This is a genomic window from Actinopolymorpha rutila (assembly GCF_013407855.1).
Taxonomy (GTDB): domain Bacteria; phylum Actinomycetota; class Actinomycetes; order Propionibacteriales; family Actinopolymorphaceae; genus Actinopolymorpha; species Actinopolymorpha rutila.
The window spans coordinates 3,651,230-3,664,072 of record NZ_JACBZH010000001.1 but is presented as its reverse complement, the minus strand read 5'-3'; the positions used below and the strand labels follow the sequence as shown (position 1 = coordinate 3,664,072).

Annotated in this window: 10 protein-coding genes; 3 read left to right on the top strand and 7 right to left on the bottom strand. The window is 71.3% G+C overall.

Annotated features, from left to right (window positions below; genetic code table 11):
* Nucleotides 1-65: 65 nt before the first annotated feature.
* Entirely contained in the window at nucleotides 66-518 is a 453-nt protein-coding gene (locus F4554_RS16385) for an HIT family protein (protein WP_179788178.1), read from the bottom strand.
* A 193-nt stretch (nucleotides 519-711) separates the two neighbouring features.
* On the opposite strand from F4554_RS16385, the gene F4554_RS16380 reads away from it, so the two are divergent.
* The 3 genes from F4554_RS16380 to F4554_RS16370 all read left to right on the top strand — a co-directional run bounded on the left by F4554_RS16380 (nucleotide 712) and on the right by F4554_RS16370 (nucleotide 5,732).
* A complete protein-coding gene (locus F4554_RS16380) occupies nucleotides 712-1,983 on the top strand; it encodes an ROK family transcriptional regulator (protein WP_337796070.1) in 1,272 nt (423 codons plus the stop codon).
* 209 nt (nucleotides 1,984-2,192) lie between these two features.
* On the top strand, nucleotides 2,193-4,112 hold the full coding sequence (gene dxs, locus F4554_RS16375) for a 1-deoxy-D-xylulose-5-phosphate synthase (protein ID WP_179788176.1): 1,920 nt from the start codon (nucleotides 2,193-2,195) through the stop codon (nucleotides 4,110-4,112).
* Nucleotides 4,113-4,196: 84 nt separating this feature from the next.
* A complete protein-coding gene (locus F4554_RS16370) occupies nucleotides 4,197-5,732 on the top strand; it encodes an amino acid permease (protein ID WP_337796069.1) in 1,536 nt (511 codons plus the stop codon).
* A gap of 217 nt (nucleotides 5,733-5,949) precedes the next feature.
* Here the strand turns inward: F4554_RS16370 and F4554_RS16365 are convergent, their stop codons facing one another.
* From F4554_RS16365 to F4554_RS16340, 6 genes are all read right to left on the bottom strand, one after another.
* Nucleotides 5,950-6,336: a VOC family protein gene (locus tag F4554_RS16365; RefSeq protein ID WP_179788175.1), complete on the bottom strand. Its 387-nt coding sequence runs from the start codon at nucleotides 6,334-6,336 to the stop codon at nucleotides 5,950-5,952.
* A 166-nt stretch (nucleotides 6,337-6,502) separates the two neighbouring features.
* Nucleotides 6,503-8,623 carry a 3-hydroxyacyl-CoA dehydrogenase NAD-binding domain-containing protein gene (locus tag F4554_RS16360; RefSeq protein WP_179788174.1) on the bottom strand — a complete coding sequence of 707 codons (2,121 nt, stop codon included), beginning with the start codon at nucleotides 8,621-8,623 and terminating at the stop codon, nucleotides 6,503-6,505.
* A 35-nt stretch (nucleotides 8,624-8,658) separates the two neighbouring features.
* Nucleotides 8,659-9,855: an acetyl-CoA C-acyltransferase gene (locus F4554_RS16355; RefSeq protein ID WP_179788173.1), complete on the bottom strand. Its 1,197-nt coding sequence runs from the start codon at nucleotides 9,853-9,855 to the stop codon at nucleotides 8,659-8,661.
* A gap of 151 nt (nucleotides 9,856-10,006) precedes the next feature.
* Complete coding sequence (locus F4554_RS16350; protein ID WP_337796068.1) at nucleotides 10,007-10,789, bottom strand: DNA alkylation repair protein; 783 nt, start codon at nucleotides 10,787-10,789, stop codon at nucleotides 10,007-10,009.
* Nucleotides 10,790-10,878: 89 nt separating this feature from the next.
* Nucleotides 10,879-12,126, bottom strand: a complete 1,248-nt coding sequence (locus tag F4554_RS16345) for an HRDC domain-containing protein (protein ID WP_179788171.1) — start codon at nucleotides 12,124-12,126, stop codon at nucleotides 10,879-10,881.
* A complete protein-coding gene (locus F4554_RS16340; protein ID WP_337796067.1) occupies nucleotides 12,123-12,707 on the bottom strand; it encodes a DUF3000 domain-containing protein in 585 nt (194 codons plus the stop codon). Before F4554_RS16340 ends, F4554_RS16345 begins: the two co-directional genes overlap by 4 nt.
* Between the last annotated feature and the right edge of the window lie 136 nt (nucleotides 12,708-12,843).

Here is a 12,843-nt window from a genome sequence, read left to right as displayed (position 1 = left end):
CCGGCGGGCGGGCGCTCAGCGGGTCGGGACGGACGCACGCCAGGCAGCATAGAAGGTCTTCCTGATCACAGGGCCGCGCGTACCTTCGCGGCGTACGCCCTGGCCTCGTCCTCGTCGGCGTACCTGTGCCGCGGCCAGAAGAACCCCCGCAGACCGTCACCCTTGGTGCGCGGCACCACGTGGGTGTGCAGGTGCGGGACGCTCTGGCTGACCCGGTTGTTGACGGCGACGAACGACCCCTTCGCGCCGAGGCCGGTCTCCATCGCCCGGGCGACCCGCTGGACCGCCTCGAGATAGGGGTCGCGCAGGTCACCGGGCAGGTCGAGCAGGGTGTCCACGTGCGCGCGGGGGAGCACCAGCGTGTGCCCCTTGAAGACCGGTCGTACGTCGAGGAACGCCACCACGTCCTCCTCGTCCAGCACCAGGTCGGCCGACCCGTCGGCGACGATCCCGCAGAACACGCAGCTGCCGGTGGCGGACGCGGAGCGTGGTGCGGAGCCCGACGCGGAGGTAGGCATGGTGGACAGATTACGGCCTGTCCACCTCCGGACCGCAGAACCGCCGCGCACACAGGGCGACATGACGTGCCGATTACGGCAACTGTCTCCGGCTGGTAAACCCTTGACGATCAGATGACGGAATAGTTGTCTGTGGCCCGTGACGCACCGGCCTGGTTCGCAGGCGTCGCTTCGGGCGGCAAACGTACGTCGGGTGCTGGCAGCGGTCCGGGCACACGGCGTACTCAGTCAGGCCGAGATCGCGCGGATCACCGGTCTCTCGCCGGCCTCGGTCTCCAACATCGTGCACCAGCTGGCCGACGCGGACGCGGTCGAGCTCTCTCCGGGGATCCGGGGCGGCCGGCGGGCGCAGGAGGTGCGCGTCCGTTCCGACGGCGGCCTGGTGGTCGGGCTGGACTTCGGCCACCGGCACATCCGGGTGGCGGTGTCCGACCTGCGGTTCGTCGTACGCGCCGAACGCAGGGTGGAGTGCGACGTCGGCGCGTCGGCGTTGTCGGCGCTGGCGGTCGCGGAGAAGCTCGTCGGCGAGCTGCTGGAGGAGATCGGCACCACCCGGTGCGGCGTCCGGGCGGTCGGGCTCGGCCTGCCGGCGCCGATGGGGCCCGACGGCGGCACCCTGGCAGCGTGGCCGATCCTGCCGACCTGGGCGACCATCGACCCCGCCCGGCACCTCGCCGAGCGGCTGGGCGCGCCGGTCTACGCCGACAACGACGCCAACCTGGGTGCCCGCGGCGAGCTGTACTTCGGCGCCGGGCGTGGCGTCTCCGACCTCGCCTACATCAAGGCGGCCACCGGCCTGGGCGCGGGACTGGTGGTGGCCGGGAACGTCTACCGCGGGTTCGCCGGCTCCGCGGGCGAGATCGGCCACCTCACCATCGACGAGATGGGGCCGGTCTGCTCCTGCGGCAACCGCGGCTGCCTGGAGACGATGGTGGGCGCGCCGTACCTCCTGGAACTCATCCGGCACAGCCACCCCGACGTACGCACGGTGGAACAGCTGGTCACCTGCGCGCTGGCCGGCGACGGAGGCTGCCAGCGGGTGGTCGCCGACGCTGGCCGGCACATCGGGTTCGTGGCGGCCAACCTGTGCAACGTCGTCAACCCCGAGCGGGTGGTGGTGGGCGGTGACCTCGCGGCGGCCGGTGATCTGCTGCTGGAGCCCCTGCGGTCCGCGATGCCCCGGTATGCCGTGGTCACGGTGGCGTCGACGCCGGTGGTGGCCGCGCTGACGGGGGAGCGGGCGGAGGTCCTCGGCGCCCTGGTCCTCGCGGTCGAGCAGTTCCAGCGCCGGCACGACCAGGCGAACGACGCTGACGCCCCGGTGGACGGCTCGGGCAGCGACGACTCGGTCCACCCCGCCGCTCGTTCGGAGGCCGGGCTGGACAACGTCCACCACCGCGTGGTCGGTGACCCCGCGACCGACTTCGGCGCCGCGGCCCGCAGGCCGGTCGGCGGTCCGGCGTAGCCCGGGTCGCGAGACTTCGGGGAACGTCGTTCCGTGGGCATTCCGCGGGACCGGTCCGGAGTGTCCCACCGTGTCGCCTCCGTCACCCCCGGTGCCGAACCGGGCGTGGCGTACGTTACTCACCAGTCCAGGTCCCACCCGTCGGCCGTGCGGCACTCTAGACTCGACCCCAGCCGGACGGTCGGCCAATCGCGTGGGAGGGAGCTGGCATGGGTGTGCTCGAGAAGGTACGGGAACCATCCGACCTCAACGCCCTGTCCGAGGAGCAGCTCACCACCCTCGCCCGCGAGATCCGCGACTTCCTGGTGGCCAAGGTCTCCCGCACCGGCGGCCACCTGGGCCCCAACCTCGGCATCGTCGAGCTCACCCTCGCCCTGCACCGCGTCTTCGAGTCACCCAAGGACCGGATCATCTTCGACGTCGGCCACCAGGCCTACGTACACAAGATGCTCACCGGCCGCCAGGAGGGGTTCGACCTGCTCCGGCAGAAGGGCGGCCTGTCCGGCTACCCCAGCCGGGCGGAGTCCGAGCACGACCTGGTCGAAAACTCCCACGCCTCGGCGTCGCTGTCCTACGCCGACGGGCTGGCGAAGGCCTACCAGCTGCGCGGTGAGGACCGGCACGTCGTCGCGGTGATCGGCGACGGCGCGCTGACCGGCGGGATGGCCTGGGAGGCGCTGAACAACATCGCCGGCGCCAAGGACCGCCCGCTGATCATCGTCGTCAACGACAACGGCCGGTCCTACACCCCGACCGTCGGCGGCATCGCCGACCACCTCACCGCCCTGCGCACCGACCCCCGCTACGAACGCGTGCTGGACCTCGTCAAGCGCTCACTGAGCCGCACCCCACTGGTCGGGCCACCGCTGTACGACGTTCTGCACGGCATCAAGCGCGGGCTCAAGGACGTGATGGCGCCGCAGGGGCTGTTCGAGGACCTCGGGATGAAGTACGTCGGACCCATCGACGGCCACGACCGCGAGCTGGTCGAGCACGCCCTGGAACAGGCCAGGAACTTCGGCGGCCCGGTCATCGTGCACTGCGTGACCCGCAAGGGCTACGGCTACGACATCGCCGAGCAGGACGAGGCCGACTGCTTCCACAGCCCCTCCGGCGCTTTCGACCCGCTGACCGGCACTCCCGTCGCCGCGCCGGGCGCCAAGTGGACCAACGTCTTCCGCGACGAGCTGGTCGAGCTCGGCCGGGATCGTCCCGACATCGTTGCCATCACCGCCGCCATGCGGCACCCGACCGGGCTGGACGCGTTCGCCCGCGAGTTCCCCGAGCGCTCCTTCGACGTGGGTATCGCCGAGCAGCACGCGGTGACGTCGGCGGCCGGCCTGGCGATGGGCGGAATGCACCCGGTGGTGGCGATCTACTCCACGTTCCTCAACCGCGCGTTCGACCAGATGCTGATGGACGTCGCCCTGCACGGATGCGGCGCGACGTTCGTGCTCGACCGGGCCGGCGTGACCGGCGAGGACGGCCCGAGCCACAACGGCATGTGGGACATGTCGATCCTGCAGGTCGTGCCCGGCCTGCGGCTGGCCGCCCCACGGGACGGTGCCCGGCTGCGCGAGCTGCTCCGGGAGGCGGTCGCGGTCGACGACGCCCCGACGGTGCTGCGGTTCCCCAAGGGCGCGCTGCCCGACGACCTGCCCGCCCTCGAACGCCGGGACGGCGTCGACGTCCTGGTCCGCGAGGGTGCCACCGACGTCCTGCTCGTCTGCGTCGGCTCGATGGCCGCCACCGGAGTCGAGGTGGCCGCCCGGCTCACCGGCCAGGGCATCGGCGTCACCGTCGTCGACCCCCGCTGGGTGAAGCCGGTCAACCCCGCCCTGGTGGACCTCGCCCGCACGCACCGGCTGGTGGTGTCGCTGGAGGACAGCGGCCGGGTCGGCGGATGCGGCGCGGCCCTCGGGCTGGCCCTGTCCGACGCCCGGGTGAGCACGCCGCTGCATGTCGCGGGCATCGCCCAGCGGTTCCTCGACCACGACAAGCGGCCCCAGCTGCTGGCCGAGATGGGGCTCGGCGCACAGGACCTTGCCCGCGACATCGTCGAGCGGATGGCCCAGGCCGACGACGCCGCTCTGGTGACGGACGATCACGGAGCGGTGTCACGCGGTTGACCATTCGTACAGCTCGCTGACCTGCGACGAAGCCGGCCGCCGACCCCGCTGGCCGACCGGGATCCGGTCCTCTACGTTGGTCCGATGAATTCTCAGGACCCGCGCCGATCGATGTCGGTCATGCGCACCAAGCCGGTCGAAAAGGCCATCTCCGACACCGAGGCGCCGGAGCACCGGCTGAGGAAGAACCTCGGTGCGCTCGACCTCACCGTGTTCGGTGTCGGTGTCACGATCGGCGGCGGTTTGTTCGTGCTCACCGGCACGGCCGCGGCGACGTACGCCGGTCCGGCGGTGGCGCTGTCGTTCGTGATCGCTGCGGTGGCCTGCGGACTCGCCGCCCTGTGTTACGCGGAGTTCGCCTCGACCGTCCCGGTGGCCGGTTCGGCGTACACCTTCTCCTACGCCACGCTCGGCGAGCTGATCGCGTGGATCATCGGCTGGGACCTCATCCTGGAGTTCTTCGTCGGCGCCGCGGCGGTGTCCAGCGGCTGGTCGGGTTACCTCGCGAGCGCGCTGCAGGGCACGCCGCTGCAGATACCCGCGGCGGTGGCCAACACCAAGGACGGGTTCATGAACCTCCCGGCCGGGCTGCTCGTCCTGGCCCTGACCGCGGTGCTCGTCCTCGGTATCAAGCTGTCCAGCCGGATCAACCAGGTCGCCGTCGCGATCAAGGTCGGCGTCGCCCTGCTGTTCGTGCTGGCCGGCATCTTCTTCGTCAAGGCCGCCAACCTCACGCCGTTCGTTCCGCCGAGCCAGCCCACCAAGGGCGGGGGCGGCAGCCTCACCGAGCCGCTGGTTCAGGTGTTGTTCGGTATGCAGCCTGGGTCGTTCGGCTGGGCCGGTGTGATGAGCGGCGCCGCGGTCGTGTTCTTCGCGTTCATCGGGTTCGACGTGGTGGCGACCACCGCGGAGGAGACCCGCAAGCCGCAGCGCAACCTGCCGATCGGGATCATCGCCTCGCTGGCGATCTGCACCGTCCTGTACGTCACTGTCAGCCTGGTGGTGACCGGCATCCAGAGCTACAAGAAGATCGACCCCGCCGACGCCGCGCCGCTGGCCACCGCGATGTCCCACGCCGGGCACCCCGCGCTGGCCAGGATCATCTCCATCGGCGCCGCCGTCGGCATCATCGTCGTGGTGATGATCCTGCTGCTCGGGCAGAGCCGGGTGGCGTTCGCGATGGCCCGTGACGGCCTGCTCCCGCCGGTGTTCGCCAAGGTGCACCCGAAGTTCCGTACGCCCCACGTCGTCACCATCGTGGTCGGCGTGGCGGCGGCGCTGCTCGCGGCCTTCACCTCGATCGACGTGCTTGCCGAACTCGTCAACGTCGGGACGCTGGCGGCATTCATCCTGGTCAGCATCGGTGTGCTCGTGCTGCGCAAGTCGCGGCCCGACCTGAAGCGCGGCTTCCGCACGCCGCTGGTGCCGGTGCTGCCGATCGTCTCGGCGGTGGTGTGCTTCTACCTCATGCTCAACCTCGCGGTGGAGACCTGGCTGCGGTTCCTGGTGTGGATGGCGGTCGGCCTGGTCATCTACTTCGCGTACGGCCGTCGGCGGTCCCGCCTGGTGACCGGCAACGTCGAGGCGGGAGACCAGCCGGGCCGCGCCGGTCGAAGCTAGCTTCGGCTGCCTTCGAGCGGGGCTGTCTTCGACCAGAGCGCGGAAGACGCTGTCGTCGGCCGGGCGTCGTGCGGGTACCTCTGCACTACGCCCGGCCCGTCAATTCTTCCGCAGAAGAATCCCTGGAGCCCGGCGCGGCTCCGCGCTCTGTCTGCCTCGGGCAGTCAGTCGGCCGCGCGTCCTCGGCCAGCCACGATTCTTCCGCGGAAGAATGCGGTCAGAGGTGCTGGGCCAGCTGGATCGGGTTGCCGTCGGGATCGGCGGTCCACGCGATCAGCAACCGGCCGAGCCACTCGTGTGGCCGGGCGATCACCGGAGCTCCCGTCGCGGTGATCCGCGCGAGGGCGGCGGGTGTGTCGTCGGTCCACAGGACGACGGCCGCCCGCTGACCGCTGGGAACGGGGTCGAGTCCGTGGTCGTCGCGCACCGACGAGACAGCGGCGATCCCGAGCCGGTACCCGTCGAGAACCAGGTCCACGTGGATTGGATCCCCGTCGGTGGGAACACGGAACGTCTCGCGAAATCCCAGGCCGGCGTAGAAGGCCACGGCCCGCGAAACGTCCTCGCTGAACAGGATGACCTGCGAGGTTCGAAAGTCCGGCACGCTCGGACCGTAGCGGACCGCCGCGGCGTAGGGAGTCCTGCCCCGGGACCGGCAAGGCGGCGCGAGTCACACCGATCGGTGCGGCCCGCGTCGCCTCGTGTCGTGGGTCTCGTCGACTGGTCGGTCAGGTCGTGCGACCGGTTCGGGCGGCCGAGTCGTACGGCGGTCAGCCCGGCAGACTGGCGGCTCCGACCGGCAGGAACCGCCGCCCGGTGACTCGCTCGGCGATCCCGCTGCGGTCGAGGTAGGGCGTGATGCCGCCCAGGTGGAACGGCCAGCCCGCGCCGAGGATCATCGCCAGGTCGACGTCGGGTGCGTCGGCTACCACGTCGTCGTCCAGCAGTCGGCGTACCTCGTCGGCGACCGCCGCCATCACGCGCTCGCGCACCTGCTCGGCGGTGGAGGGCTGGTCACCCTGCTCCAGCAGGGCGCGGGTGTCGTCGTCGAGGAACGGCTTGCCCTGGGCGTCCCACGACCACAGGCCGGGTTTGTTCGCCGCGACCAGCCGCTGCAGGTTGGGGGAGACGTAGAACCGGTCGGGGAACGCCTCGTGCAGCGTCTCGGCGACGTGCAGGCCAACAGCCGGCCCGACAAGTTGCAGCAGGACGAACGGCGTCATCGGCAGGCCGAGCGGGAGCACCGCGTGGTCCGCTACCTCTACCGGCGTTCCCTCGTCGACGCAGCGGGTGACCTCGCCCATGAACCTTGTCAGGATGCGGTTGACGACGAACGCCGGCGCGTCCTTGACCAGGATCGCGTTCTTCTTCAGGCCCTTGGCGGTGGCGAACGCCGTGGCCAGGCCGGCGTCGTCGGTGCGCTGTCCGCGGACGACCTCCAGAAGCGGCAGGATCGCCACCGGGTTGAAGAAGTGGAATCCCACCACGCGTTCGGGATGGGCCAGCTTGCTCGCCATCGTGGTGACCGACAACGACGAGGTGTTGGTGGCCAGCACGCACTCGGGGGAGACGATCCCCTCCAGCTCGGCGAAGACCTGCTGCTTGACCTTCATCTCCTCGAAGACGGCCTCGAGCACGAAGTCGCAGTCGGCGTAGACGTTCTTGTCGGTGGATCCGGTGACCAGTGCCTTGATCCGGTTGGCCTGGTCACCGCTCACCCGGCCCTTGGCGGCCAGCTTGTCCACCTCGCCGCGGACGTACGACAGGCCCTTCTCGACCCGCTCGTCGTCGATGTCGGTGAGCACCACGGGGACCAGCAGCCGGCGGGCGAACAGCAACGCCAACTGGCCGGCCATCAGTCCCGCCCCGACGATGCCGACCTTCGTCACCGGCCGGGCCAGCGACTTGTCGGGGACACCGACGGGCTTCTTCGCCCGCCGCTGCACCAGGTCGAACGCATACAGCCCCGACCGGAGCTCCTCGCTCATCAGCAGGTCGGCCAGGGCGTCGTTCTCCAGGGCGAAACCCTCTTCCTTGGAACAGGTCTTCGCCGCCGCGATGATGTCCAGCGCGCGCTGTGCCGCCGGTGCGGCGCCGTGCAGCTTGGCATCGACGAACGCGCGGCCACGGGCCACGGCCGCGTCCCACGCTTCGCCGCGGTCCACCGGCGCCCGCTCCACCTGAGTCCGTCCGGTGAGCACCTGCCCGGCCCAGTCGAGGGAGCGTTCCAGGAAGTCGGCGCCCTCGAACGTCGCGTCGGCGATGCCGAGCGGCTGCACCTGCGGCCCACGCAGCATGCGGTTGTTGTTCAGGGCGTTCTCGACGATCACCTTCACCGCGCGGTCGGCGCCGACGAGGTTGGGCAGCAGCCAGGTGCCGCCCCAGCCGGGCAGGATGCCGAGGAAGCACTCGCTGAACGCCACCGCCGGCGCGGTGGCGATGACCGTGCGGTAGGTGCAGTTGAGTGCTACCTCCAGTCCGCCGCCGATGGCCAGGCCGTTGACGAACCCGAACGACGGCTTGCGGCCGTCGTCGAGCTTGCCGAACACCTCGTGTCCGTACCGCGCGATCTCCTTGGCCTGCTCGTGCCGGGTGATCCGGGGCATGCCGCTGATGTCGGCGCCGGCGGCGAGGATGAACGGCTTGCCGGTGATGCCGACCGCCGCGACGTCCTCGCGGGCGAGGGCGGACTCGATGGCCGCGTCCAGCTCGGCCAGCCCCTTCGGCCCGAACGAGTTGGGCCGGGTGTGGTCGAGGCCGTTGTCGAGGGTGATCAACGCCATCGTTCCGGCGCCGTACGGAAGGTCGACGTCACGTACGTGCGCGTGCGTTACCACCTCGTCGGGGAAGACGTCGGCGAAGTCTCGGGTCAGGGTGGTCGGGCTGGTCACGGTGCCTCCTGAAGCGCTTCGGTCGTGGTGCCCGCTCACGCGGCGCCCTGCCAGTGGGGGTTCTCCCAGATGACGCTGCCGCCCATGCCGATGCCGACGCACAGCGTGGTCAGGCCGTAGCGCACGTCCGAACGGTCCTCGAACTCCCTGGCCAGCTGCAGCATCAGCCGCACCCCGCTGGATGCCAGCGGATGCCCGACCGCGATCGCGCCGCCGTAGGGGTTGAGCCGCGGGTCGTCCTCACGCAGGCCGAAGTGGTCACAGAACGCCAGCACCTGTACGGCGAACGCCTCGTTGATCTCGATCAGTCCGATGTCGTCCATCGTCATGCCGGCCTGGGCGAGGACCTTCTCGGTGGCGGGGATGGGCCCCTCGCCCATCACCTCCGGCTCCACACCCACGAAGGAGTAGGCGACCAGCCGCATCTTCGGCGTCAGGCCCAGTTCCTTCGCGGTCTCCTCCGAGGCCAGCAGGCAGGCGGTGGCGCCGTCGTTGAGGCCGGCGGCGTTGCCCGCCGTCACCCGGCCGTGCGGACGGAACGGCGTGCGCAGCTGGGCGAGCCCCTCGACGGTGGTGTCCGGGCGGGGCGGCTCGTCGACCGTGGCCAGACCCCAGCCCTCCTCGCTGCTGCGTGTCGCGATCGGCACGAGGTCGGGCTGGATGGTGTTGTCGGCGTACGCCTTGGCCAGCTTGCGCTGGCTGGCCGCGGCGTAGGCGTCGGCGCGTTCCTTGGTGATGCCGGGGAAGCGGTCGTGGAGGTTCTCCGCCGTCTGGCCCATCACCAGCGCGGACGGGTCGACCAGCTTCTCGGAGATGATCCGCGGGTTGGGGTCGACTCCCTCGCCCATCGGGTGGTGGCCCATGTGCTCGACCCCGCCGGCGATCACGACGTCGTAGGCGCCGAAGGCGATGCCGGACGCGGTGGTGGTCACCGCGGTCATCGCGCCCGCGCACATCCGGTCGACCGCGAAGCCGGGAACGGTCTTGGGCAGCCCGGCCAGCAGGGCGGCGGTACGCCCGATGGTCAGGCCCTGGTCACCGGTCTGGGTGGTGGCGGCGATGGCGACGTCGTCGACCCGCTCGGCGGGCAGGCTCGCGTTGCGGCGCAGCAGCTCGCGGATGCACTTGATCACCAGGTCGTCGGCGCGGGTCTCGGCGTACATGCCGCCCGCCTTGCCGAACGGCGTACGGACGCCGTCCACGAAGACCACGTCACGGAGCTCACGGGGCACGTCGCTCTCCTCGTCGTCGGACCGTCGGGGGGTGCCTGACTGGGTTGCCTGCCTGCTGGGTTGCCTGGCGGGCCGGCTCGCTGGACTGCCGGCGCGGATGCCTGACAACTCTGATGCTACTCACTGGTAACAAGAACGCGCGGCATCCGGGTCAACTCCTGCGTTCCGCGCCGCCGCCCGAGCTGTTCACGTCTTGGGAAGGAAGGTGCTTCAGTGCCTCCCGGCGCGAAAGCGGGGCGAGCCGGTCCTCCTGCTCGGCGACGTAGGCAAGCACCCAGGTGGGGTCGGTCCGGGCATACTCGCGCAGCGCCCACCCGATCGCCTTGCGCAGAAAGAACTCCGACTGGCCCAGGCTCGGGCTCAGGCATGCCCGCAGTAGGGCCGTGTCGGTGGTGCCCTTCGCCTTCAGCTGAGCCAGGATCGCGACCCGGCGCAGCCAGATGTCCTCACCTGCCGCCCAGTCGAGCAGGACCGGAGCGACGGCCGCGGGATCACCGGCCAGGATCGGGCCGACGCGGTTGGCGGCGATCTCGTCGACGTAGTCCCACCAGGCGCCGGTCACCGCGAGATGCTCGTAGAGAGCCAGCGTGCCGGTGTCCTGCCAGCGGCGGTAGGCGCGGTGCCCGGTCAGGGCCAGCGCGGCGTAGCGCTCCTCGCGGAACGCCGCGTCGTCCCACAGGGTGCGGACGGTGGCCGCCCAGGAGGCCCGGTCCCCGACGGGATGCTCGGGCAGCACCTCTCGGCAGACCTGCTTCAGGGCCGGCGCCGGCACGCCCCGGAACGGCATCGCCGACTTCATGTACGCCTGCATCCGCTCCGCGCGCTCGGGGTCACCGGCCGCGGCCAGGCCCGCGCGCACGGCCTCGACCAGGCGCCGGTCGGGTTCGGGCCTACCGGACGTCTGCGCTCGGGTCTTCGACGACGCTGGGTTCACGTCGCGGAGCATAGAAGCCCGCGCCGACAGGCCGCGGCCGCCGCGTCGTGCCGGTGGTCAGGTGGGTCGTGCCGGGAGGTAGGGCGGGGTCAGGCTGGGTCGAGCAGGTGGTCGGCGAGCGCCAGCGCCAGTGCGCCCGCGGTGAGCTCGACCTGCCAGTCGCGTGCGCTCCGCTCGCGCAACGCCTGGGCCACCGCCTCCGCCGTGGGTTCGGCGGGCGGATCCCAGGCGAGCCGGCGTACGGAGTCGGGTGCGAGGAGGTTCTCCACCGGCAACTCGCACTGGTCGGCGATCGCGTGCAGGCTCGTCCGGCAGGCGGCCAGCCGCGCGGCCGCGGACGGGTCCCGGTCGGCCCACGCGCGGGCCGGCGGCGGTCCGTCGTAGGGCATGGTGTGCTCGGGCAGTTCCTCGTCGTCCAGTTCGCGAGCACGCCGCACCGCCGACCACCACAGGTCGAGGTCACGGCGGGCGGCGCGGTTCTCGAACGGCCCAAGCGCTGCCAGTTGGGCGCGGCTGGTCGGCTTGGTGCTCGCCGCCGTGATGATGGCGAGGTCGCTCAGCACCCGACCGGGGGAGATGTCGCGCCGGCGGGCGGTCTCGTCGCGCGCCGTCCACAACGCGCGGACGTACGCCAGGTCACGGCGGTTGCGGATCCGGTGGATGCCGGAGGTTCGCCGCCACGGGTCGCGGCGGGTCTCCCGCGGCTCGTGGCCGACGAGCGCGTCGAACTCCTGCGTGGCCCACTCGAGCTTGCCGGCCGAGTCCAGCGCGTCGGCCAGCACGTCGCGCAGCTCCACCAGGAGTTCGACGTCCAGAGCGGCGTAGACCAGCCAGGGTTCGGGCAGCGGCCGGGTCGACCAGTCGACCGCGGAGTGGCCCTTCTCCAGCGTGAAGCCGAGCAGCTCCTCGACCAGCGCGCCCAGACCGACCTTGGGGTAGGACAGCAGCCGGCCGGCGAGTTCGGTGTCGAACAGCGTGCGTGGCCGGAAGCCCAGCTCGGCCAGGCAGGGGAGGTCCTGGCTGGCCGCGTGCAGAACCCACTCGGTGTCGGCGAGGGCCGCGTCGAGGTCGCCCAGGTCCGGGCAGCGAACGGGGTCGATCAGCGCGGTGCCCGAGCCCGCGCGGCGAAGCTGAACGAGGTAGGCACGGTGGGAGTAGCGGTAGCCGGAGGCCCGCTCGGCGTCCACGGCGACCGGTCCGTACCCGGCGGCGAACGCCTCCACGGTGGCGGCGAGCGCCTCCGGACCGTCGACGACCGGTGGCAGTCCGTCATGGGGCTTCAGCAGCGGAACAGGTGCACCCTTCGCGGGTCCGAACGAGGGGGCCTGGTCTGTCACCGGCTCCTCACCCGCCGGCCGGGGATGGGGACGACACCGGCCGGGACCGTCGGCAGGCCGGCCGAGGTGCACAGCAGTCGGCCCCAGGCGAGCGCGTGCCGGCCGAGAGCGTCGTCCACGGGTGTCCAGGAGGCTCGGATCTCCAGCTCGGCACGCGCCGGCTCGTCGGCCATCCCGCCGAAGCTTTCCGAGGCGACTCGGGTGACGGTGCCGCTGGGCGCGGTGAAGTCGGCATCCTCGGCGTCGAGCGCCTCCACCAGCCAGGACCACCCGACGCCGCCCAGGAGTGGGTCGGTGACCATCTCGGCCTCGATCTCCGCGCGGACGTACGCCACACACCGGAAGGTACCGTTCCAGGCGTCGTGGCCCTCGGGGTGGTGGAGCAGAACGAGCCGGCCGCTGGCCAGATCCAGGTCGTCCACCACGACATCGGCGCTGATCGCGGCTGCGAAGGGCGCGACTCGCTGAGGTGCCGGCACCTCCTCGGCAATGATCTCGGGCCGGAAGGGTGCGGCACGTATCTCGCTCAGCGCCCGTTGGAAAATCTCGGGCGGGGCGTTCGAATCCGTACGCGCAGCCACGCGGGAGAGCCTACGTCGGCCCACCCCCACGCGCTGGGGACCGACGCGCCGAGAATCCCGGCGATAAAGGGACATGTCCTGAAAGAAACGTGCGAACCACTTCTTCGCGGGGGAGTACGGCGCAGCGGCGGCGCCG

What these genes read in the sequence shown, in the direction of transcription:
- F4554_RS16385 (WP_179788178.1), bottom strand. Translation starts at nt 518, where the DNA reads ATGCCTACCTCCGCGTCGGGCTCCGCACCACGCTCCGCGTCCGCCACC.
- dxs (WP_179788176.1), top strand. Translation starts at nt 2,193, where the DNA reads ATGGGTGTGCTCGAGAAGGTACGGGAACCATCCGACCTCAACGCCCTG.
- F4554_RS16370 (WP_337796069.1), top strand. Translation starts at nt 4,197, where the DNA reads ATGAATTCTCAGGACCCGCGCCGATCGATGTCGGTCATGCGCACCAAG.